The sequence below is a fragment of the Paenibacillus sp. IITD108 genome, from assembly GCF_036541265.1.
In the GTDB taxonomy this organism is placed as follows: Bacteria; Bacillota; Bacilli; order Paenibacillales; family Paenibacillaceae; genus Pristimantibacillus.
Genome location: NZ_JAZHCT010000010.1, coordinates 163,407 through 185,705 on the forward strand (window position 1 = coordinate 163,407; position 22,299 = coordinate 185,705).

General features: G+C 45.8%; 19 protein-coding genes. 16 read left to right on the forward strand and 3 right to left on the reverse strand.

The genetic code is table 11. From position 1 onward, the window contains the following. Positions 1–8 precede the first annotated feature (8 nt). On the forward strand, positions 9–1,061 hold the full coding sequence (locus V1L65_RS11535) for an LCP family protein (RefSeq protein ID WP_331699294.1): 1,053 nt from the start codon (positions 9–11) through the stop codon (positions 1,059–1,061). 293 nt (positions 1,062–1,354) lie between these two features. Here the strand turns inward: V1L65_RS11535 and V1L65_RS11540 are convergent, their stop codons facing one another. Beyond that, positions 1,355–1,894 (reverse strand): YhcN/YlaJ family sporulation lipoprotein, encoded by a 540-nt coding sequence (locus V1L65_RS11540; RefSeq protein WP_331699295.1) that lies wholly within the window; start codon positions 1,892–1,894, stop codon positions 1,355–1,357. A 102-nt stretch (positions 1,895–1,996) separates the two neighbouring features. On the opposite strand from V1L65_RS11540, the gene V1L65_RS11545 reads away from it, so the two are divergent. Further along, positions 1,997–3,328 (forward strand): PhoH family protein, encoded by a 1,332-nt coding sequence (locus tag V1L65_RS11545; RefSeq protein ID WP_331699296.1) that lies wholly within the window; start codon positions 1,997–1,999, stop codon positions 3,326–3,328. Positions 3,329–3,558: 230 nt separating this feature from the next. Continuing rightward, entirely contained in the window at positions 3,559–4,848 is a 1,290-nt protein-coding gene (locus V1L65_RS11550; protein WP_331699297.1) for an ABC transporter substrate-binding protein, read from the forward strand. Positions 4,849–4,880: 32 nt separating this feature from the next. Here V1L65_RS11550 and V1L65_RS11555 read toward each other — a convergent pair whose 3' ends face one another. Then, complete coding sequence (locus V1L65_RS11555; protein WP_331699298.1) at positions 4,881–5,987, reverse strand: coiled-coil domain-containing protein; 1,107 nt, start codon at positions 5,985–5,987, stop codon at positions 4,881–4,883. Between the two features lie 81 nt (positions 5,988–6,068). Here V1L65_RS11555 and V1L65_RS11560 point away from each other — a divergent pair, with 81 nt between their 5' ends. Next, the gene (locus V1L65_RS11560) at positions 6,069–7,232 is read left to right on the forward strand and encodes a class I SAM-dependent methyltransferase (RefSeq protein ID WP_331699299.1); all 1,164 of its coding nucleotides are present in this window, start codon (positions 6,069–6,071) and stop codon (positions 7,230–7,232) included. 214 nt (positions 7,233–7,446) lie between these two features. Here V1L65_RS11560 and V1L65_RS11565 read toward each other — a convergent pair whose 3' ends face one another. Next, complete coding sequence (locus V1L65_RS11565) at positions 7,447–7,683, reverse strand: DUF2626 family protein (RefSeq protein WP_331699337.1); 237 nt, start codon at positions 7,681–7,683, stop codon at positions 7,447–7,449. Positions 7,684–7,948: 265 nt separating this feature from the next. On the opposite strand from V1L65_RS11565, the gene V1L65_RS11570 reads away from it, so the two are divergent. The 12 genes from V1L65_RS11570 to V1L65_RS11625 all read left to right on the forward strand — a co-directional run bounded on the left by V1L65_RS11570 (position 7,949) and on the right by V1L65_RS11625 (position 22,295). Then, complete coding sequence (locus tag V1L65_RS11570; protein ID WP_331699300.1) at positions 7,949–8,611, forward strand: RsfA family transcriptional regulator; 663 nt, start codon at positions 7,949–7,951, stop codon at positions 8,609–8,611. A gap of 144 nt (positions 8,612–8,755) precedes the next feature. Continuing rightward, positions 8,756–9,739 carry a ketopantoate reductase family protein gene (locus V1L65_RS11575; RefSeq protein ID WP_331699301.1) on the forward strand — a complete coding sequence of 328 codons (984 nt, stop codon included), beginning with the start codon at positions 8,756–8,758 and terminating at the stop codon, positions 9,737–9,739. 5 nt (positions 9,740–9,744) lie between these two features. After that, positions 9,745–10,140 (forward strand): DUF3397 domain-containing protein, encoded by a 396-nt coding sequence (locus V1L65_RS11580; RefSeq protein WP_331699302.1) that lies wholly within the window; start codon positions 9,745–9,747, stop codon positions 10,138–10,140. A gap of 135 nt (positions 10,141–10,275) precedes the next feature. Next, positions 10,276–11,916 (forward strand): bacillithiol biosynthesis cysteine-adding enzyme BshC, encoded by a 1,641-nt coding sequence (gene bshC, locus V1L65_RS11585; RefSeq protein WP_331699303.1) that lies wholly within the window; start codon positions 10,276–10,278, stop codon positions 11,914–11,916. A gap of 32 nt (positions 11,917–11,948) precedes the next feature. Continuing rightward, positions 11,949–13,211: an adenosylhomocysteinase gene (locus V1L65_RS11590; RefSeq protein WP_331699304.1), complete on the forward strand. Its 1,263-nt coding sequence runs from the start codon at positions 11,949–11,951 to the stop codon at positions 13,209–13,211. 196 nt (positions 13,212–13,407) lie between these two features. After that, positions 13,408–14,367, forward strand: a complete 960-nt coding sequence (locus V1L65_RS11595) for a DUF4349 domain-containing protein (protein ID WP_331699305.1) — start codon at positions 13,408–13,410, stop codon at positions 14,365–14,367. 135 nt (positions 14,368–14,502) lie between these two features. Beyond that, positions 14,503–14,940 (forward strand): division/cell wall cluster transcriptional repressor MraZ, encoded by a 438-nt coding sequence (mraZ, locus tag V1L65_RS11600; RefSeq protein WP_331699306.1) that lies wholly within the window; start codon positions 14,503–14,505, stop codon positions 14,938–14,940. A gap of 31 nt (positions 14,941–14,971) precedes the next feature. Beyond that, the gene (rsmH, locus tag V1L65_RS11605; RefSeq protein ID WP_331699307.1) at positions 14,972–15,922 is read left to right on the forward strand and encodes a 16S rRNA (cytosine(1402)-N(4))-methyltransferase RsmH; all 951 of its coding nucleotides are present in this window, start codon (positions 14,972–14,974) and stop codon (positions 15,920–15,922) included. A 12-nt stretch (positions 15,923–15,934) separates the two neighbouring features. After that, positions 15,935–16,342, forward strand: coding sequence for a cell division protein FtsL (gene ftsL / locus V1L65_RS11610; RefSeq protein WP_331699308.1), 408 nt, complete (start codon positions 15,935–15,937; stop codon positions 16,340–16,342). Between the two features lie 11 nt (positions 16,343–16,353). Beyond that, positions 16,354–18,642: a penicillin-binding transpeptidase domain-containing protein gene (locus tag V1L65_RS11615; RefSeq protein ID WP_331699309.1), complete on the forward strand. Its 2,289-nt coding sequence runs from the start codon at positions 16,354–16,356 to the stop codon at positions 18,640–18,642. 154 nt (positions 18,643–18,796) lie between these two features. Further along, positions 18,797–20,737, forward strand: a complete 1,941-nt coding sequence (locus V1L65_RS11620) for a stage V sporulation protein D (RefSeq protein ID WP_331699310.1) — start codon at positions 18,797–18,799, stop codon at positions 20,735–20,737. Positions 20,738–20,813: 76 nt separating this feature from the next. After that, the gene (locus tag V1L65_RS11625; protein WP_331699311.1) at positions 20,814–22,295 is read left to right on the forward strand and encodes a UDP-N-acetylmuramoyl-L-alanyl-D-glutamate--2,6-diaminopimelate ligase; all 1,482 of its coding nucleotides are present in this window, start codon (positions 20,814–20,816) and stop codon (positions 22,293–22,295) included. Positions 22,296–22,299: the final 4 nt, after the last annotated feature.

Consider the following 22,299-nt stretch of genomic DNA (forward strand, 5'->3'; position numbering starts at 1 on the left):
TGGAACAAATGAACGTCGAGTATGAACCAATTCCTCCTAGAAAGTCGAGTCCACAGAAGGCGAAGCAATTAAAAAAAACAAAGAAAAAAAGACCGCTTTTGCGTATATTTTTGCTTTTATTCGTCGGAATATTGCTTCTAGCTGGGGCTGGCGCAGGATATGTGCTACATAAGTCGTCGGAAGCGCTTGGGCAGATCGGATCGTTAGGTAACCTTATCGGTAAAGTTACAGCCTCTGAATCAGTCAAGGTCAAGCCGACCGCAATAGTGCTGATGGGCTTGGATAAGCGCCCTGCCGGCGTGAAGGGCGGCGGTCTTAACACAGACGTTATGATGGTCGCTTCTCTCAATCCCAAAACGAAGAAAGTCGTCGTCGTGTCGCTGCCAAGGGATTCGAAGCTGTCGGCCAAAGGCTATAAAGCTCGCAAAGCTAATGCGTTTTATGCAGCTTTCTACATGAATGCCAAAAACAAAAAGCTTCCGCAGGAGGAAGCCGAGCTAGCCGGCATGAGTGCTGTTCGTGATGTGTTGGGAGAATTGTTTGGCATCGATATTAAGTACAGTGCTATTATCGATTTTAAAGGCTTTACCGATGTTGTTGATGCTCTTGGCGGCATTGAGGTTGATGTTGATATGCGTATGGTTTATTCAGACAGCTATGACGGTACCAATATTAATTTGGAAAAAGGCCGGCAAATAGTAAAAGGCAAAGAAGCGCTTGATTTTGTCCGTTACAGACAATCGAAGGATGGCAAAAATATGTCAAGCGATTTTGACCGAAATCGCAGACAGGGAGAAGTAGTCGGCGCTATTTTTGATAAAGCGATGTCTTTTGGCGGAATGATGAAAATCGGCTCGTTAATTGATGCTGTAGGCAACAATATGAAGATGGATATGCCAGAGAGCGAAATTAAAAATATGCTTTCGACTTATTATAATGTCAAACGCTCTGATATTACTTTTATAACCGTTGCTGGAACATGGAAGAGCCCTTATGTTTACTTGAATAATGACAGCGTAAAAGAAGCCAGCGATGCCTTAAAGGCAAATATGGCAGAATGAACAACCACTTCCCTTAATATACTTCAAGTATAGTCGTATAATTGCAGCTGCATTACGGGCGGCAGTAGGGAGGACAAACAATATGGGAGCTCAGCATTGCTATAAACGCTTGACTGTAATTGTTCATATAAAAAGCCTAGTGAAGCTCACTAGGCTTTTTTGAGATTTTCACTTGAATTTCATCCATAAACCACCAGCCCCAAACAATGTTGCTTCTCTTCCTGAAATAAAGCTGGGAGCACATTTTTTTCATCCGGACAAGGTAGGTTCCGAAGCGTCTTTAGGAGCATATTCTAATAATTAGCAACAGCTCCGTCTTGACCGCCGGTTTCAGCTTGATCTGGAACGATAATGTCGCGCGGGAGCTGAGGAATAATTCGTCCTATAATATCTGCCATTTCTTCAGCAAAGCCTGTTATAGGGTTGCCGGCGCGAATATCGTTACCGATTTCTCTAAGCCGTTCAGCAATATCGATATCTGCTGACACAAGCGCATCGATACCATAAGGGTCCTTATGAAGCGCCTCGGCCACAGAAAACTTTATAGTGCCGACGCGAGATCTCTCAAGCTTTTCATCCACATCAATGCCAACGATGGCTGTATTGCCAAATACGACACAATGGGCGTTCTGTACGCCATTGACTGACATAGCAATCTGCTCCAAATGAGCGGAAACTTGCTTGGGATCAGTAATTTCTTTTTTGACATCAGACTGCTTTGCCCGTATAGATTGATTATGCTGTGGAGAGGGTGATGGTTCTTTGTTAGCTGCAGTTGTGCAGCCGGTAGCCGCAGCAGCAATAATAATAAGTGAAGCAAGCCATTTGTACATGTATCCACCTCTTCTTACATGTGAGTTTTCTTTCATCCATAGTTTGCCCGTCAAGCGATAGGATATGTACGCAATAGTAATTTAGACGGTAGGAGGATTTAGATGGAAAAAATAATCGTGCTAGATACTAATGTGCTGCTTCATGATCCGCAAGCCATATTTTCCTTTCAGTATCATAAGGTTGTTATTCCTGCGGTTGTGCTAGAGGAAATTGATTCCAAAAAACGATTGGCCGATGAGCTGGGCCGCAATGCGCGGCATATTTCCAGATTGCTGGATTCGCTTCGCAAACAGGGGCATTTGCATAATGGCATTGCTTTGCCAGGAGGCGGTATTTTAAAGGTTGAATTGAACCATCGCAGCTTTGAGCGCGTCCAAAGCTTGTTTAGCGAAATATCGAATGATAATCGCATTTTAGCTGTAGCGTTGAATTATCAGCTGGAACAAAAGGATAAGGCGGATAAACGCCAGGTTGTCATTGTAAGCAAAGATGTGCTCGTTCGCATAAAAGCCGATGTGCTGGGGCTGCTGGCTGAAGATTATTTGCCGGACCAATCGGTCATTTCAAGCGATGGCTACACAGGCTACGGAACGATTTATGTGCACCCGTCTGTTATTGATGAATTTTATTCGAATCGGTTTTTACCTGTCGCGATGATACCGGTGAAGGGCAGGCTCAGACCCAATGAATTTGTCATTCTTAAAGATGAAATCGGCACTTCCAAATCTGCTTTGCTCAAGGTAAGCCAGGATGGCTGCCGGTTAGAACCGCTTTATTTGAGCAATGATCCCGTATGGGGCATCAGCGCGAGAAGCGCGCAGCAAAGAATGGCGCTGGAACTGCTGCTTAATGATGATATCCCGCTTGTTACTTTGTCAGGCAAGGCAGGCACCGGAAAAACATTGCTGGCGCTGGCAGCGGGCTTAATGAAGGTGGAGGACGAGCATAAATACAAAAAATTGCTAATAGCAAGACCAGTAGTGCCAATGGGCAAGGACATCGGTTATTTGCCGGGAGAAAAGGAAGAAAAACTAAGGCCTTGGATGCAGCCGATTTATGATAATTTGGAATTTTTATTTGATACGAAAAAAACAGGCGATATCGATAAAATATTGCTTGGCATGGGCAGCATTCAAGTGGAGGCGCTCACATATATTCGCGGCAGGTCCATTCCTGGCCAGTTCATTATTATTGATGAAGCGCAAAATTTATCAAGGCATGAGGTTAAAACGATTGTTTCGCGAGTAGGAGAAGGCAGTAAAATTGTTTTAATGGGCGATACGGAGCAAATTGATCATCCTTATCTCGATGCCGTCAGCAACGGGCTGACGCATATTATTGAAAGCTTTAAACAAGAAAGCATCAGTGGACATATGTCGCTGGAGAAAGGAGAACGCTCCCGATTAGCCCAATTAGCTGCTGATCTGCTTTAAACCGAACAGACGGGACCTGCTGCCGATTGAAGGCGGGTTTCGTCTGTTATTTTAAAATATAGGAAAGTATAAGTTTTCACTTTATACATGTTCCTATATTTCATCGGTAAACGCGCCTGTCCAAAAGACGGCGGAGCCGTTTATCCTTGTTTGTTCGAAATATGTGCTTGGACATATCGGACAATTACTGTTATTCTATACGCATATGATAGAGCTGGAGGGAAGAGGCTGTGCAAGTACGGAAGTTTGCGCCACTCGTTATAGGCGCGCTGCTCATTATTGCGTTATTGTTAATTCCAAGCTCTCGCAGCATTAAATGGTCGCGCGGTGTAGATCAAATGCATCATCTGCCTGCTTTGCCTATTCAAGGCCAAATTACAGCGGAGCAGCCGGTAGATCTTTTTGTAAACGTTTCCTTAACATCGGAGGAATTTGAGCAGCTGCGGCTGATGAATGAGCAATTTATGAAGTATACAAGAGGCATTAACGTTTACTTAAGCAATGATAATAGTTCGGAATATGCATATGAACGATGGTCGGAGCAGCATGCATTAGGAAAAACGGCGGATATTATGCTGCTGGACAATAGCTGGGTCAGGCAGTTTGCCATTCAAGGCTACTTGAAGCCCGTAGACAGCATAATGGCAGGCGATGTGCTTGCAGACCAGCTTCCGGCTGTGCTGGATGCGCTCAGATGGAACGGTTATTTATGGGGTGTGCCAAGAATGCTCAATCCTAATATTTTGCTATGGAATAAGGCTTTGCTGACTGAGCTGGGATGGACGGAGCCGCCTTCAAACTGGAAGGAGTGGGTGGAAGCCGCAGACAGCCTGGATGCTGCAGCTGATCAGCCATTATTTGCGGTTGAATTGGATGATTTCACTCAACTGCTGCCGCTGCTAGGCAAATTCGAATCTGAAGAGGATAATGTGCTTCATCTCAAAACATGGTCCAGCCGCCAGTATGAGCAAATAAATGACCTAAGACAGTTTGAAGCGCATAATCTACTGCTGCAAACCTCAGATCGCAAAGAAGTAGGACAGGCATTTGCCAACGGACATCTGCTTGCAGCCGTGCTGCCTTGGAATGAATATATGTATTTGAACAGCAGTGTAAAGGAACAGCTAATCGTTGATGAGGAGTCTATTATATATCCATGGCTGAACGGTCAGAGCTTTGTTATTTCCTCCAGAACGAAACATGACAAGGAAGCTATGAAATGGATTCAAGCGCTGACTGACTTGTCTCATCAGCAGCAACTGCATGAATCTTTCCGCTTCCTGCCTACTACGGTAACCGCGTTGCAGGAGATGGACTACTGGGAGCAAGACAAGTTCAGCAGGGAGTTTGACTGGCTCAATCGCCTGAACCAGAAGCCTGCCGAGCATAAGAGTTCCCGTTTTGATCCGCAATGGCTTATTTATTGGGAAGATTGGCAGCAGCGCTGGCTGGAGGATGCCGATGCTTTACTGCATTCTATCAGTGCCTACAATAAACAGCAAAAAGAAGCAGCCTCTTGAATTCAGTACGAAGATGAGGCTGCTTTTTCATTTTATAAAGCGATGCTTAGCTTAATAATAAGCTTGCCGTCCTCTACCTTCACTTCATCTGCTTTGAGGAACGAAATGATCAGCTGCGGGTAAAAGCCGAGATCAAAATCTTTCTCCAATTGCTTACGAGTCGTGTCTGGCAGAGGGAAACCGTTAAAAATGAGCTTATCTACATGAAATATAATTCCGTTTTTAGGCTTTTCTTCAATACTATAATGGCCGGTTACACTAATTTCAATTTCTTCATTTTTACCTTTGGCAATAATTTGCCCATCGGCAAATTCGAATACGAAGTGGTTGAACATTTGATTTTGCTCGCGCAAAAAGGCATTTAAATCGGTATCCGGTACCGTTATCGTATACGTTAATCCTTTGCTTTCCAGCAAATGCTTATTGTTTTGAATCCAGCCTGGAAGCTCGCTCATTGCGTTTGCCAAGGCTTGAAAATATTGGCGGACAGCTTCGACGCCTTGCGTGTTCCAATGGTCGCTTAGCTGTTTAATCAATAGCAGAATGCGTTCTGCATCCGATCTATTTTTCAGCTCATCGGCAACCTCGGCTTCAAGCGCCAATACACGGCTGCGCTGCTCATGCAGCTGCTCTTCCAGCAGGATCAGCTCCTGCTGTCTCGATTCGAGCTTATTTTTATTTTCCTTAAGCAGATCATATTTATTGGCGTACTGGATAAGCGTATTTTTGTCGCTAGCAAATATTATTTCTATAAAATCAAGCATTTGAAACCATTGGGGCAGCGATTCGAAAGAAACTAAGGCAGCATAGACAAAATTCCGATCACCCATGTAATAAGCACGCAGCACTTTGCCTGCCTGCTCCTGCTTGTCCGACAGCTCAGCTTCCTGCTGGACAAGGAGCAGCTCTGTTTCGTCAAGCGATAATAGCAGAAGCTCTTTCTCCTCTTGAATCCTGTCAATTTCTTTATCAATTTCTATCAGAGATAAGCTTTTCTCTAAAATAGCCTGAGTGCCGCTGTCTTCAGCTTCAAAAGGCTGCTGCTCAGCCAGAGCAGGCGGCCGCAGAAACAAGGCTGTACATAAAGTGAAGGCGGCGAGCAGTATAATGAATAACGGTTTATAATTTATTTGCTTCAACGGATACCTCCTCCTCGGCTATTATTCTATGCGGCAAATATATCTATTATATCCTACAAATGAAGAAGGATGAATAATGAGATGAAACAAAATGATAATTTTGGCCACACGAAGCTAGCTGAACAATTGATGAAACAAATCGAGAGCTCGCAGCTGCAGGGATGGCGTTATAACGAAAATAATGAGCAGATACCGGCAAAAGGAATTACGTTTTACACCTATATGAAAAGCTGCCTGTACGATCCTATGTATGGGTATTATATGAGCGGTGAGACGCGTATAGGCAAGATGGGCGATTTTTATACAAGCTCTGCGATCGGCACCATTTTCGCTGAGATACTGGCAGCCAATTGTTTGCAGGAGCTGTCAAGCAGCGCGGAAAAGCTGGCAGTAATCGAGTGGGGAGCCGGCACAGGCAAGCTTTCCTTCCAAATGGCTGAGGCAGCAAACCGCATCGATCCCATTGGAGCGATACGGCTAAAGCACTGGCTTATTGATGATCATGCTGCCCATCGGCAAGCGGCGCAGCAGCAAAGCCGGCTTAGTACTTGGATACAGGCGGAGCATATCGCAGCGTCTGCACAAGGCTGGGAGCTGCTTGCAGGCACGGATAAGGCTATCATCATTGCCAATGAGCTGCTGGATGCTTTTGCCATTCATCGCGTGCAGCGGATGGGGGACAAGCTTGTGGAGCTGGGTGTCACGAGCGATGAGGAGAAAGGCTTCCGCTACATGTACATGCCGCTCTCCAGCCCAGCCATTATGGAGCTGCTGGAACGTGACAGGATTAAGCTGCATGAAGGGCAAATAACGGAAGTAAACCTGGATGCGGAGGCATGGCTGCTAGAAATTTTTCGGCATATGCGGAAAGGAAAGCTTATCCTGATAGATTATGGTCATGAAGCCGAGGAATTTACAGCAGAATATCGCATGAACGGAACATTGATGTGCTATCACCGTCATTTGGCTAGCGATCAGCCTTTTTTATGGGCGGGACAGCAGGATATTACTGCACAGGTTTGCTTTACTTCCATACGTCATGCGGCTGAACAGTCAGGATTCAAGGTAAGCTATTATAATTCACAAAAGCAATTTTTGATCGATAACGGCTTGCTGGAAATGCTGGCCGACACGACAGATGAGAATCCGTTCAGCGAAGCGAATCGCAAAAACAGGGCTATTCGACAACTGCTCCTCAGCGATCAAATGAGCGAGCTGTTTAAAGTGATTATATTGGAGAAATAAGAATAATACCAGTTTGTATATAATTAGGCGCATAAATGGAAATGAGGCTATCCCAATGGTCTTTAGACCTATTTGGAATAGCCTCATTTGGAAATATGTATATATTTCCCTTTGTAAATATAAGAAAGTATAAGTTTCACCTTATACGTGTTCTTATATTTCATCGGTAAACGCGCCTGTCCGAAGGACAGCGAAGCCGTTTATCTTTGTTCCTTTAGAACGGCAAGCTCATTTTGAATACCGACCAGTAGGTAAATCCTACAAATGAAATTACCATATATCCCCAGAACATATAAATATACGTTTTTTCTGAGAAGTTCAAGTAACCTAGAAAAACGAAAGCAACGGCCTGTGCAAAGAAAAGCAGTGCAAATTCGTACAAATCACCTGCGAATGCCATCAGCCCGATCACTAGTGAGAAAAAACCAAGTACTCGATACATACGTGCCACGATACCATCCCCCTTTCGTTGCTTGCCGATTTTTCTAAAGTTCATTATACCTTCGTAACGATATAGTGTCCACATGAAAGCATGACAAAATCGCAAACTTTTAGTCGGATTACTTACATTATACATAGTTTGCTCAAAGATTGGACGAAGTATGTATGATTAATTTGCAAAATGGATATACAAAATAGTATCCAATAGATTCTATGAACTCTACCAAGGGCATAGAGATAAAGTAAGCGCCTTTACGTTAGGAGGTATTTGTTGCATGACAGCAGTCAGACAAGATGCGTGGAGCCCGGATGACGATTTAGTCCTTGCCGAGGTTACTTTACGCCATATTAGAGAGGGCAGTACTCAGTTAGCGGCATTTGAAGAGGTTGGGGAAAGAATAGCCAGGACGCCGGCAGCCTGCGGCTTTCGCTGGAACAGTTATGTCCGTAAAAAGTATGGAGAAGCTATTCAAATAGCGAAGCAGCAAAGACAAAAAAGAAATTACTTTAAAAAGCAATCGTATTCGGCAACGCCTCAGGTATCTTCGGTTGCTATTTTTGAAACGGAAGAACGCAGCAGCTTCAAACAGGATGCGATCCATTCTGTTTCGATGGATGAAGGTTTATCCATTGATGCGGTTATTCGTTTTCTACGAAATTGGAAAACAACCTATCAAGATTTATCCAGGCAAATTAAGTTTTTCGAAAAGGATTTGAAAGAGAAGGAAGATGAGCTTAACCGCCTGCGCACTGAGAACGAAAAATTGTCCAAGGAAGTAAGTAATGTGCAGACTGATTACCGGACAGTTAATGATGATTATAAAACGCTAATTCAAATTATGGACAGAGCGCGCAGATTGACTGTGTTGTCCCATGAGGATGAAGTAAAGCCGCGTTTTAAAATGGACGCAAATGGTAATCTGGAAAGAATGGAATAGTTCTCATTGTAGTGCTAGCTATAAAGAAAAGTCCGCAATGCCTCGAATGGCAATGCGGGCTTTTCTTTTGGAGCCGTTTATTTTAATTTAATAAAAGTATATAATACGCATAGCGAGATTGTGGAAATACTAGGAGCGATTTCAATGTTGATAGATGTTGTAGGCGGCGGCTCTATAGGCTTGTTAATGTCGGCCAGATTGGCTGGCGCTGGCTTTCAGGTAAACCTTTGGACCCGTACTGAGGAGCAGGCCGAGCTGATTAATGAGCACGGATTAAAGCTGCTTGCCGTGGACGGCTCGGTTGCAGCTGAGGGCTTGACCGTTCGCGCGCACTGCTTGGCTGTCCGTTCGCAGACTATGAAGAAGTTCGGGCAGGATATGCGCTGGCTGCTGCTGTGCGTCAAGCAAACCCAATTAAGTACTGAGCTGGCACTAGACTTACAGGAGCTAACGAGAGGGATGGACAGCCGTCACATTTCCGTTATTGCGCTGCAAAACGGCTTCGGGCATTTGCAGTGGCTTAGCAAATCGCTGCCTGAATGCCGGATCTATGCGGCTATTACAACTGAAGGCGCCAGGAAATATGATGCTTACACGGTCCAGCATACCGGGACTGGCGAGGTATGGATAAGTGAACATGCTGAAGGCAGCAGAGAACTTCAAATGCTAGAGCCCGATTCACAAATTTTGCTAGCCAATATGCTGCAAAAGGCAGGAATTTCGGCATTTTTGTCGAATGACATGTACAATCGCATGCTGCAAAAGCTGCTCGTCAATGCGGTTATTAATCCGTTGACCGCTATTTTTGATGTTCCTAATGGCGAATTGCTGCTGGCAAGCAATCGTATATCTTTAATGAAAACGCTATATGAAGAAACTAGCGACATATTACAAAAGTGCGGCCTCGGCATCGATGCGGCAAGCGGCTGGGAAATGGTCGTCCGGGTATGCGAGCTTACAGCAAGCAACATATCTTCCATGCTGAGTGATGTCCGCGCTGGCCGTACTACTGAAATTGCAGCTATTAATGGCGCCGTTATTGAATTGGCGCACTCAGCTGGTGTAGAGGCGCCTGTTAATAAAGCAGTTGCTGTACTAGTAGAATCATTTCGTTTAAGGAGGGAGTGACGGCGATGGGGCAGCTGTGGAATTATTTACATACGATTTATGCAATAATAGCTATTATACCAGTTGTACCTTTCTTTACTGTCCTTGTTTGCTATAGCTTATTTACTGGAGATAGAAAAAAAGCGATGCGGCTGGCGATGGATATTTCAACTATATTTTTAATAGGTGTCGTTGCTGCTTTATTTAATATGGCTTTTGGCAACCAATTCGGGATTTATGGCATATTGCTGATTATGCTTATCGGCGGAGGCTTGCTGGGTAATGCCCAGTTCCGCAAACGAGGTAAAGTAGATGCGAAAAAAATAGCGACGATGGTTTGGAGACTCACTTTTTTTGCGATGAGCGTATTTTATATTATTTTGTTGCCGATCGTCTTAAGCAAATTTTTATTTAAAATATAAGTGGTCATAAAGTAAAATCGCTGCTTGTCAATTTGACAGGGGGCGTTTTTTGTTTTGACTAACTGTACTTTTTTTGTGTACAATGACGTAAGTGTATGACAAAAATTAAAAGAGCAAGGGGATGCTAACTGCGTCATGAAAACAGAACCCTATACTCTGCCAAGTGCCCAGCTATTGACAGAGGCATATACGCATCAGACAGATGCGCAATTAGCACATATATTTGGATATTATCCTGGCAACGAGCAGGATTGGCATAAAAGATTGGCAAGCCTGCAGCAGGAAGAGCGGCTGCGTGCGCCGAAGGATAAGCTTGCAGAAGTGTTGAGAGAGTACAACCGTAATTTGATGGCTGGCGATGCTGCTATGCATGCTATCGATCTTATTGCTGAAGGGGCGCCCGTAATTGTTGGCGGCCAGCAGGCTGGCTTGTGGACTGGCCCGCTGCTTGTCATACATAAAGCGGTATCAATCGTTGGCGCCGCCAAGAAGGCGAGTGATTTGCTAGGGAAGCGGGTCGTGCCGGTCTTTTGGATAGCAGGCGAGGACCATGATTGGGATGAAGTGAATCATACTTACTTGATATCGGCTGAGCAAGAGCTTAAGAAGCTGACGATTGCAAGAAGCGCCGAACCGAGAACTTCGGTAAGCCGGACGATAATTACAGCCGAGCAGTGGGCCGAGCAGCTGCAAAACCTCGATCAGGCATTGCCGGGCTCCGAATTCAAAGAAGAGCTGATGCAGCGGCTTGAAGAGATGGCAGAGCGATCCCATTCTTTATCTGATATGTTTGCCAATATAATGAGCCATCTGTTCCGCAACGAAGGATTAGTAATGATGGATGCAGATCATTCTGGCATTAGGCAGCTTGAAAGCTCGATGTTCGCTTGGATGATCAATCAGAATGACGAGCTGGAGCATGCCTATGCTGCAGCGGCAAGGCAGGTAGGCGAGCTGGGCTATCCGCTGCAGGCTGAGCTTTCTGAAGGCAGCATGAATCTATTTATGTTCCATCCTGAGCTTAATGGGGAGCGAGTCCTGCTATACAAGCAGGAAGAACGCATTGCGGACCGCAAGGGCCGCTTCGAGCTGACGAAGGAGCAGCTGCTGCAAGTAGCGAAGGAGACGCCTGAACTGCTGAGCAATAATGTGCTTACCAGGCCGCTGATGCAGCAATTTTTATTTCCTGTTTTAGGGACGGTGCTTGGTCCTGGTGAAATTGCTTATTGGGCGATTACAACGGAAGCGTTCCGTAAAGCGGGGATGGAGCTGCCGATTATCGTGCCGCGTTCCTCCTTTACGCTTGTGGAAGGAATAGTAGCCAAAAATATGGCGAAATATGAGCTTTCCTTTGAGGATGTGCTAGAGCGTTTTGAAGAGAGAAAGGCTGCTTGGCTAAAGGAGCAGGACAATTTAAATTTGGCTGAGCAATTCGAACGTGTCAAGGAACAGTTCAAAAGCAGCTATGAGCCGATTATTAATACGGCAGCGTCTATCCAACCGGGCCTTGCCAAGCTTGGCGACACGAACATGAGCAAAATTTTGGAGCAAATTACGTACATGGAGCAAAAAACGATCGATGCTCACAACAAGCAGTACGAAGCGTCAGTGAGACAGCTTGACCGCATTCGTTTGTCGATTATGCCTTCGGGAAAGCTGCAGGAACGCATGCTTACGATGGCAGGTTATTGGAACCGCTATGGAGAAGAGTGGCTGCAGGAGCTTCTGGAGCAGCCTTATAATCTTTGCGGCGGGCATCAAATCGCCTATTTATAAAATGAAGATTATTATATATTGGAGGATGAATCATGAATTCGGTTATTAATAGCATAATTGCAGATCCATCATTGGCAGCAGAGGGCCATCTCAAAATAGAATGGGCGAAGTCTCATATGCCAGTGCTCAACCGCATTCGCGAGCAATTTGAACAGGAGCAGCCGTTCAAAGGGCTTAAAGTATCGATATCCTTGCATCTTGAAGCGAAAACCGCCTATTTGGCAAAGGTTGTTCAAGCAGGGGGAGCGGAGGTTACCATTACAGGCAGCAATCCGCTATCTACGCAGGATGATATTTGTGCGGCATTAGTAGAGGACGGCATTACTGTGTTTGGCAAGTACAATCCAAGCCCGGAGGAATTCAAGGCGCTTAATGTTAAAGCGCTGGAGTCAAAGCCGGATCTTATTATTGATGATGGCGGCGATCTTATTACGCTGCTTCATACCGAATATAAGGAATATGGCGTAAATGTACGTGGCGGCGCGGAAGAAACGACGACGGGCATTATCCGCTTGAAAGCTTTGGAAAAGGACGGCTCGCTAAGTTTCCCGATGGTAGCTGTTAACGATGCGTATTGCAAATATTTATTTGATAACCGTTATGGTACGGGCCAATCTGTATTCGACGGCATTAACCGCACAACTAATCTCGTTGTAGCAGGCAAAACGGTTGTAGTTGTCGGCTATGGCTGGTGTGGAAAAGGCGTTGCTATGCGTGCCAAAGGCCTTGGCGCCAATGTCATCGTAACTGAGATTGATCCGATTAAAGCAGTTGAAGCCTACATGGACGGCTTTGCCGTTATGCCAATGCTTGAGGCTGCCAAGCTGGGAGATATGTTTGTTACCGTAACAGGCAATCGCGATGTCATTCGCGGCGAGCATTACGAGGTGATGAAAAGCGGAGCCATTTTATCCAATGCCGGCCATTTCGATGTTGAAATCAATAAGATTGAGCTGGAAGCGATGTCGACGGAAAAACGCACTGTTCGCCGCAATATTGAAGAATACAAAATGAAGGACGGCCGCAGCATTTACTTGCTTGCAGAAGGGCGTCTGGTGAATTTGGCGGCAGGAGACGGCCATCCTGCGGAAATTATGGATATGACCTTCGCGCTGCAGGCGATGTCGCTGAAATATGTAAATGATCAATATAAAGTAATCGGCAGCAAGGTTGTCAATGTGCCGTACGAGCTGGATCAGCAAGTGGCCAGCTATAAACTGCAATCGCTAGGATACCGTATTGATAAGCTGACCGCGGAGCAATCGGCATACCTGGACAGCTGGAATGAAAATTAATTAGCGTTTTAAATCGTATAACATGAAAAGCACAATTTTGAGAGGGTAGTAACCTCCCGGAATTGTGCTTTTTTGTTCTTGCCCGGCTGCCTGATTGTGATCCTTGTTTTTACGTTTTCATCAGAAACATTTTCCAGTCCTATCTCGTTATGGAGTGTAATGGAAAATTATTTATTATATAATGGGGGGCAATAACATGAACAGGTATAGAAAAAGAAAACAGTTCAGTCGATTGTTTGCAGGGTGTATGAGTATAATAGGCATCATATTACTACTTGCAGCATGCTCAAGCAGCAATTCGGATTCCTCGACTCAGAGCGAAAATATCGCTTTAAGCAATGAAGCGAAGGCTGGCGAGAGTTTGCAAGAGGCTGGGGAAGCGGCGGGCTCCAGCGACACTATTCCTTTGACAGGCATGCATCAAAAAATTATTTATAATGCTGATCTAACTATGCAAGTGGAGGATTTGGATAAGGCAGTAGAAGCATTGAAAGAAGCGATCCAGCAAAGCGAAGGATATTTGCTTGAGTTCAGCGATACGCAAACCGAACGTGAGCTACGGTCAAACTATGTCATTAAAGTGCCTGCCAAGCAATTTATGCCCTTTATCAATCAATTGTCCATGATTAAAAATCGTAAATTCGATCAATATGTAAGCGGGAAGGATGTCTCAGAAGAATATGTAGATCTGGAAGCGCGCTTGAAGGCAAGAGAGCTTGTTGAAGAGCGGCTGCTTGCCATGATGGGCGAGGCTAGCACAGCTTCGGACTTGCTGGAGTTTTCACAGCGGCTCGGTGAAGTGCAGGAGCAAATGGAGCAAATAAAGGGCCGGATCCGATATTTGGACAACAACGTTTCTTTCTCTACGATTAATCTCCGCATTTTCCAAGCGAAACAGTCTGCAGCGAGCCTGGCAGGCTATTCAAACCCATTAGGCGAGCGAATAACAGAAGCTTGGCAAAGCAGCATAACATTTGTTTGGGAAGCGATTCAAACGATTATCGTTATTTTGATCGGCGCTTTTCCGATTATCGTTATTTTAGCTGTTATCACTGTACCGATATGGCTGATTAGAAGAAAAAGAAAAAATGCAGCTTCCTTTTACGAGGAAGAGGATTCAGAGGAAAGCAACGACGAAGATGTGAAAGAAAACTAATTTAATTAACCTGATCAATTATTTTATGAAATCCTGCTCATTTTAGCAGGATTTTTATTTTGTTTGGCGAATAAAACTAGCTATGTGGGGAAAAGTGGGGTAAAGTGGTGTAATAGGGGGAGGGAGTGGAGCGAAATGTTCATGGGCGAATATCAACATAGCATCGATGACAAAGGCCGTCTTATTATTCCGTCCAAATTTCGTGAAGCACTCGGCAGCTCCTTCGTTACAACTAGAGGCCTCGACAACTGTTTATTCGTGTATCCGATGAGTGAATGGCAAGTGATGGAGCAAAAGCTTAAATCATTGCCGCTTATGAAATCTGATGCGCGGGCATTTACACGTTTTTTCTTCTCCGGAGCGACTGAATGCGAGCTCGACAAACAGGGAAGGGTAAATATACCTTCGCATTTGCGCGATTACGCCAAGCTGGACAAAGATTGCATGGTGCTTGGAGTATCGGGCAGAGTGGAAATTTGGAGCAAGGAAACGTGGGACAGCTACTACAAGCAGTCTGAAGAAGCATTTAATGACATTGCAGAGAAGCTGGTAGATTTTGATTTTAACTTCTAGGCTGATCGACATAATTTAGGAGGACCAAAGCATGTTTCAGCATACAACAGTATTATTGGAGGAAGCGGTCGAGGGGCTGAATATAAAGCCTGACGGTATTTATGTAGACTGCACACTGGGCGGAGCGGGGCATAGCGAGCTTATCTTATCCCGGCTTGGAGCAGGGGGCAGGCTGATCGCCTTCGATCAGGATGATCTGGCGCTGAACAATGCGAGGGTTAGATTGGCATCTTATATGGATAAAGTAACGCTCGTCAGAAGCAATTTCAGGTATTTGCAGGAGCAGCTGCTGCAGTGCGGCGTTCCGGTTCATGACGGCCTGCCGCAAGTGGACGGCATCTTATTTGATCTTGGCGTATCCAGCCCTCAGCTGGACGAAGCGGAAAGAGGCTTCAGCTATCATCAGGATGCTCCGCTTGATATGCGAATGGATCAGGAAGGCGATCTCACCGCCTATGAAATCGTCAACGAGTGGGATGAACGGGAAATAGCAATTATTTTGGATCGTTATGCAGAAGAAAAATTTGCGCGTTCGATTGCTAAATCCATCGTCAAGCATAGAAGCGAAGCACCAATCAAAAGCACAAGCGAGCTTGCTGAAATCGTGAAAAATGCCATTCCGGCCGCTACGCGCAGAACAGGTCCGCATCCGGCCCGCCGTTCATTCCAAGCATTCCGTATCGCAGTCAATGACGAGCTTGGCGCAGAAGAGGATGCGCTGGAGCAAGCGGTGAAATGTGTTGCACCAGGAGGAAGGATATCTGTTATAACCTTCCACTCCCTGGAGGATCGCGTTTGTAAGCAAATATTTGCAAAATATTTAGAGAAGTGTACTTGCCCGCCTGATTTCCCGCTTTGTGTTTGCGGCAATAAAGGTGTGTTGAAATTAGTCAATCGCAAGCCAATCTTGCCATCTGAAGAGGAGATTGAACATAATGCGCGGGCCAGGTCAGCTAAGCTGAGAGTCGCACAAAAATTATAAGGGGGATTGAGGATGGCATACGTCAACGGTAACTTGGCATTGCAGCCAAAAAGAAAAGAAAATGATCAGGAAGAAGTATATCGCGAGACGAGGAAGGTCGTCGTAAAACGCAAATCATTGCCAGTAGGGGAGAAGCTGCTGTATTTATTCACGATAGTGCTGTGTGTAACCGTGGCGGCTGTCATCATTTTCCGTTATACGCAAATTTATGATATGAATATGAATATGAAAAAGCTGAATACACAGTATCAAACTTTAAATGTAGAGATGGAAGAGCTGAAGCGTCAGGTGGAAATGCTGAGCGATCCTGAGCGGATCCGCAAAATGGCTGAGATGCAGGGGATGGCAACGAAGCTTGATGGAATCAACGTGAAAACGAGCAGCTCTGGCGATGCTGTGAAATCCGCAATGCGTGAATAGGGTGAAGGCTTATGCTAAAAAAAATTAAAGTTCGTACATTGTTGTTTGGAGGGATCATGACCCTCCTTTTTCTCGTACTTATCGGCAGAATCTTTTATGTGCAGGTTGTAGTTGGCGCTCAGTGGTATGATATCGCCAAATCGAGATGGTCAGGATCAGACATTTTTAAAGCAAAAAGGGGAGAAATTACGGATCGGGATGGAAATATGCTGGCAATGGATACGATTGCCTACAATGTATTGTTAAATCCTAAAGCGATTAATGAGGCGGGTATTGCCAATGAGGTTGCGGAAAAACTGCATGAGCTGCTTGATCGGCCAAAAGAAGAACTGATGGAGCAAATTACGGCAAAAAAGGATGACGGTACATATTTCGTCCAGCGCGAGCTCCGCAAGGGCGGCTGGCAAATTGATAAGGCTGTAGCCGATGAGATTAAAGCCTTCAGCAATGAGCTGAAGGAACGTTTTAAAAAAGAAAAGAAGCTGCTTAGCAGTGGAATTGAATTGCAGGAAACGCTGAAGCGTTATTATCCGAGGCATTATCTTGCTTCTCATTTGGTTGGCTACATTACGCTGGACCGCGAAACAAAAACAGGCATTGAATCTTATTTTGATAAGCAGCTGACAGGTGAAGACGGCTATATCAAATATCTGAAGGATGGTCAGCGCGTACAGCTGGCGCAAGGCGATGTGGAGTATAAGGAAGCGAAAAATGGAAATCGCATTAAGCTGACGATAGATAACGATATTCAGCATTATGCCGAAGAGGCGCTGCGTAAAATCGGCGAAGAATACTCTCCAAAAAGTGCGACCGCCATTGCAGTTGATCCTAACACGATGGAAATTTTGGCGATGGCTAATATTCCTGAATACGATCCTAATGAATACTGGAAAGGCGATTATGCCAGCTACTATAATCATGCCGTGCGCTCGCTTTATGAGCCAGGCTCAACCTTTAAAATTATGACACTGGCAGCAGCAGTCGAAGAAGGTGTATTTGATCCGGAGGAAATGTACAAATCCGGACAAATAAAAGTGCCCGGACGAGTCATTCGCGAGCATAATAAAGTAGGCTGGGGAACGATCTCTTTTCTCGACGGACTGAAGTACTCTAGTAACGTCGCTTTTGTAAAGCTAGGCTTTGAGCGTCTTGGCAAAGAGGTGCTGAGAGATTATTATTCGCGGTTCGGGTTTGGCCAGAAGACTGGTGTTGAGCTGGGCGGGGAATTGGCTGGTACGATTGATTTCCACTGGCCGGGCGATGTTGCATCGGCAACATTTGGTCAAGGGGTCGTACAGGTTACCCCGCTTCAGCAGGTAGCAGCAGTAGCTGCGGTCGCCAATGGCGGCAAGCTCTACAAGCCGCAAATCATTAAAGAAGTTACAGATGTAGCAACAAACACAACTACTGTAAGAGAGCCTGAATTTATCCGTCAAGTTATATCGGAGGAAACATCGCGCCAGGTAGGCGAATATTTGGAGCAGGTTGTATCTGATCAGGATAAAGGAACAGGGAAAAACGCATACATTGAAGGCTACCGCGTTGCCGGAAAGACAGGTACGGCTCAGAAGTCAATAAATGGCAAGTACTCTGCCAATAAATATGTGGTATCATTTATTGGCTATGCGCCTGTAGAGGATCCAAAAATTGTCGTCTATGTCGTGGTGGATGAGCCGAATAATCCGATGGTGGGCGGCGGTAAAGTTGCAGCGCCGGCATTTAAGGAAATTGTGCTTAAGAGCCTTCGCAAGATGGGCGTTCAGCAGCAGTGGACTACGAATGAGCAAACAGAAGGCGATAAAAAGGAAGCAAGAGTGATTGTGCCTGACGTTACGAAGATGAAGGTCGGCTTTGCCAAGGAAGAGCTGAAAAGCCAAGCGATGAGCTTCGAAATCGTAGGCAACGGCTCGACAGTCATCAAGCAGATTCCAGCTGCCAAATCGTCTGTTCATCCGACACAAAAAATTTATTTAATTACAGAGCAAGAGCAAAATTTAGCAGTCCCTGATTTAACTGGCGTTTCATTGAGAGATGCTTTGGAAATTACATCGATTATAGGCGTGAAGCTTTCAGCAGAGGGGCAAGGCTATGTCGTTTCGCAGAAGCTTACGGAGCAGGGCGGCATGCGTCAGCTAAAAGTTATATTAGCTCCGCCAGTCGGTTCGGAAGCTTATGAAAGCTACGTGCCTCCAGAAGAAGATGCTGAAGCTGACGAAGAAGAAACGGATCAATCCGATGAAGAAAATGCGGATGGGCAAAGCGGGCAAGCAGACTCATCCGCTGCTAACAATAATGGCTAGGCTTTATCGTTTTGCAATTTCATGTAACGTTATAGCTATGGCTTTGCAGATACTCTGCAGAGCCTAGCTTGTTCTATCCGTCCATTTCGCTGAATAAACTGAAATGAGCATATGTACATGCTCTGTTGAAGTAAGCAGGCGGAGGGGACGAGCGATGAAGGTGTCTAATGTGACGGTGCGACGCCGTTTATTTTCGATCATCTTGCTGGCAGGAATTGCTTTTGCTGCATTAATTGGACGTTTGGCTTATGTGCAGCTGTGGCAGGGTGAAGAATTGTCTGAAAAGGCTGAGGATTCATGGAGACGCAATATACCGTATGTAGCCAAGCGGGGAGAAATATGGGATCGCAACGGCGTGCAGCTGGCATACAATGTAAGCTCGCCGACAGTTTGGGCGATTCCTGTTCAAGTGAAAGACAAGGAAGCAGCAGCAAAGGCGTTAGCCGTTCCTTTGGGCATGACAGAGGAAAAGCTGCTCGAAAAAATTAAAACGAAAAAAATGCTCGTACAGCTTGGGCCTGGAGGGCGCAAGATTACGCTTGAAAAAGCTGCTGAAATTAAAGCCTTGCAGCTGCCGGGTATAATTGTAGCTGAGGATAATAAACGGTTTTATCCATATGGAAGCCTTGGGGCCCATGTGCTCGGCTTTACAGGCATCGACAATCAGGGCTTGACGGGCATTGAATCGAAGTATAATAAAGAATTAAGCGGCATCCCCGGCAATATATCGTTTTTGTCTGATGCAGCCGGGCGCCAGATGCCGAATTCAACCGATGTTTATGTCGAGCCTAAGGAAGGCTTGACGATGCAGCTAACGCTGGATAAAAATATACAGAGCATTATGGAGCGAGAGCTCGATCTGGCGATGACGCAGCTGCAAGCCGACAATATTATAGCTATTGCCATGAACCCGAATACGGGAGAAGTGCTTGGCATGGCAAGCCGGCCAACCTATGAGCCGGCAAATTATAAAGAGGTGCCGCAGGAGGTTTACAATCGAAACTTGCCGATCTGGATGACCTATGAGCCAGGCTCAACTTTCAAAATTATTACGCTGGCAGCTGCATTGGAGGAAAAGAAGGTTAATCTGAAACACGAGCATTTCTTTGATCCCGGCGCAGTAGAAATCGGTGGCGCTAGATTGCGCTGCTGGAAGAAGGGCGGCCATGGCAGCCAAACGTTTTTGGAAGTCGTTGAAAACTCCTGCAACCCTGGCTTCGTGGCCTTGGGCAATCGTCTAGGCAAAGAAAAGCTGTTCCAATATATTAAAGATTTCGGCTTTGGTCAAAAAACGGGTATTGATATTAACGGCGAGGAAAACGGCATATTATTTAAACTTAGCCAGGTTGGCCCGGTAGAGCTTGCGACGACTGCATTCGGACAAGGCGTTTCCGTTACTCCGATCCAACAGGTCGCAGCAGTGTCGGCTGCCATAAACGGCGGCACTTTATATAAGCCTTATGTGGTCAAGTCATGGATTAACAGGGAGACGGGCGAGACGGTGCAGGAGGTGGAGCCGGAGCCGGTCAGAACGGTAGTATCCGAGGAAACCTCCAAGCAAGTGAGAGAGGCGCTGGAAAGCGTCGTTGCCAAGGGTACAGGTCGAAATGCTTTCATAGATGGATATCGTGTAGGCGGAAAAACAGGAACAGCTCAAAAGGTAGTTGGCGGACGCTACTCACCCAATGAGCATATCGTATCCTTTATCGGCTTCGCTCCGGCGGATGATCCGCAAATCGTCGTCTATGTCGCTGTTGATAATCCGCAGGGCATTCAGTTTGGCGGACTGGTCGCTGCGCCGATTGTGCGAAATATAATGGAAGATTCCCTGGAAATATTGGAAGTGCCGAAGCGCAAGGATCAAATTGAGCGTCAATATCGTTACGGAGAGACACCTATGGTTACCGTGCCGAATTTAATAGGGAAATCAGCGATGGATATTTACGAGGATATGAATATGAATTTGTATTTGGCGTCAGCAGGATCAGGCAAAGTAGTCGTAAGGCAGGCGCCAGCTGCAGGAGAAAGAGTAGAAAGAGGATCTGTCATTCGAATATATCTCGGTGACGAGGATGATCTATCAGCCTCACCATAACCGATAGGTTATTAACCCGATTGCTCATAACGGCATATAGTATCCCGTTAGAGTAATTGAGGGAGGCTTGAAGCAGATGCGTCTATTTGAAATTACGAAGCTGCTTATTACGGCTAGGCTGATTGGTGACGGCAATGTTGCATTTCATGGCATGGACAATGACTCGCGTACAATTGCTGCAGGCATGTTATATGTTTGCGTGAGAGGGTATGCGGCAGACGGGCATCAATTTGCAGGCGAAGCGGTTGCCAAGGGAGCGGTCGCGATCGTAACCGAACGGGAATTGGATTGTGCGGTGCCGCAGATCATTGTTAAGGACAGCACGCACGCGATGGCTATTATCGCCTCTGCCCTGCACGGCAGACCGAGCGAGAAGATGAAAGTCATTGGAGTTACAGGCACAAATGGCAAAACGACTACAACATATTTGATTGAACAGCTGCTAACTGCACATAATAAAAAAACGGGAGTTATTGGCACGATTGAGATGCGCTATGACAACCGCTCCTATCCGATGCAAAGAACCACTCCTCTGTCGCTGGAGCTGCAGCGCTGTCTCGGAGCTATGCGGGACGCAGGTACGGAGTTTTGCGCCATGGAGGTATCGTCGCATGCTTTAGAGCAGGGCAGAGTGATCGGTTGTCATTTTCGAACGGCTATATTTACGAATTTGACGCAGGATCATTTAGATTTCCATGGAACGATGGAACGATATCAAGATGCGAAGGGGCTTTTCTTCTCCAGGCTGGGCAACGGCATAAGCCGGTTTCCGAGGCAGCGGTCCTATGCAGTGCTGAACGCTGATGATGAAGCTTCACACAAGTTTGCCAAGCTGACCTCGGCGGAGGTTGTTACGTATGGGATAGAGAATAAGGCTGATGTGAGCGCAAGCTTGATGTCTATGAACAATAGCGGCTCTGTCTTCAAGCTGAATAGCTTTAAAGGCGACGTGATTATTCATTTGCCTCTGGCAGGTAAATTCAATGTTTACAACGCCCTGGCGGCTATTGCAGCGGCTTTGATTGAAGGGGTGGAGCTGGCGGTAATCAAGCAGGCCCTCGAGCAAATAGACGGTGTTCCAGGCAGAGTAGAGCGAATTGACGAGGGACAGCCGTTTGCGGTTTTAGTCGATTATGCCCATACGCCGGACGGATTGAAGAATGTGCTGGAGGCTGTGCATGAATTCGCCAAAGGCAAAGTTATTACCGTATTTGGCTGCGGAGGCGATCGTGATCGCAAGAAGCGCCCTTTGATGGGTAAAATAGCAGCAAGCTATTCCGATGCCGTTCTCATAACTTCAGATAATCCAAGAAGTGAAAATGCTATGGATATTATGAAAGATATAGAAATAGGCTGTAAAGAGGCGGGATTTACGAATCAGCAGTATAAGCTGGTGGAGGATCGCAGAGAAGCGATAAAAATTGCGGTTGAAATGGCAAGCCCATCGGATGTAGTATTGATTGCGGGGAAAGGTCATGAGACGTATCAGTTAATAGATGGCATTTCCTATCCATTCGACGACCGATTAGTAGCGAAAGAAGCGATAAGGGGATTATAACATT

Excerpts from the sequence above, each read along its gene's own strand:
- V1L65_RS11535 (WP_331699294.1), top strand. The coding sequence starts at position 9 with ATGAACGTCGAGTATGAACCAATTCCTCCTAGAAAGTCGAGTCCACAG.
- V1L65_RS11540 (WP_331699295.1), bottom strand. The coding sequence starts at position 1,894 with ATGTACAAATGGCTTGCTTCACTTATTATTATTGCTGCTGCGGCTACC.
- V1L65_RS11545 (WP_331699296.1), top strand. The coding sequence starts at position 1,997 with ATGGAAAAAATAATCGTGCTAGATACTAATGTGCTGCTTCATGATCCG.
- V1L65_RS11560 (WP_331699299.1), top strand. The coding sequence starts at position 6,069 with ATGAAACAAAATGATAATTTTGGCCACACGAAGCTAGCTGAACAATTG.
- V1L65_RS11570 (WP_331699300.1), top strand. The coding sequence starts at position 7,949 with ATGACAGCAGTCAGACAAGATGCGTGGAGCCCGGATGACGATTTAGTC.
- V1L65_RS11575 (WP_331699301.1), top strand. The coding sequence starts at position 8,756 with ATGTTGATAGATGTTGTAGGCGGCGGCTCTATAGGCTTGTTAATGTCG.
- V1L65_RS11580 (WP_331699302.1), top strand. The coding sequence starts at position 9,745 with ATGGGGCAGCTGTGGAATTATTTACATACGATTTATGCAATAATAGCT.
- bshC (WP_331699303.1), top strand. The coding sequence starts at position 10,276 with ATGAAAACAGAACCCTATACTCTGCCAAGTGCCCAGCTATTGACAGAG.
- V1L65_RS11590 (WP_331699304.1), top strand. The coding sequence starts at position 11,949 with ATGAATTCGGTTATTAATAGCATAATTGCAGATCCATCATTGGCAGCA.
- V1L65_RS11595 (WP_331699305.1), top strand. The coding sequence starts at position 13,408 with ATGAACAGGTATAGAAAAAGAAAACAGTTCAGTCGATTGTTTGCAGGG.
- mraZ (WP_331699306.1), top strand. The coding sequence starts at position 14,503 with ATGTTCATGGGCGAATATCAACATAGCATCGATGACAAAGGCCGTCTT.
- rsmH (WP_331699307.1), top strand. The coding sequence starts at position 14,972 with ATGTTTCAGCATACAACAGTATTATTGGAGGAAGCGGTCGAGGGGCTG.
- ftsL (WP_331699308.1), top strand. The coding sequence starts at position 15,935 with ATGGCATACGTCAACGGTAACTTGGCATTGCAGCCAAAAAGAAAAGAA.
- V1L65_RS11615 (WP_331699309.1), top strand. The coding sequence starts at position 16,354 with ATGCTAAAAAAAATTAAAGTTCGTACATTGTTGTTTGGAGGGATCATG.
- V1L65_RS11620 (WP_331699310.1), top strand. The coding sequence starts at position 18,797 with ATGAAGGTGTCTAATGTGACGGTGCGACGCCGTTTATTTTCGATCATC.
- V1L65_RS11625 (WP_331699311.1), top strand. The coding sequence starts at position 20,814 with ATGCGTCTATTTGAAATTACGAAGCTGCTTATTACGGCTAGGCTGATT.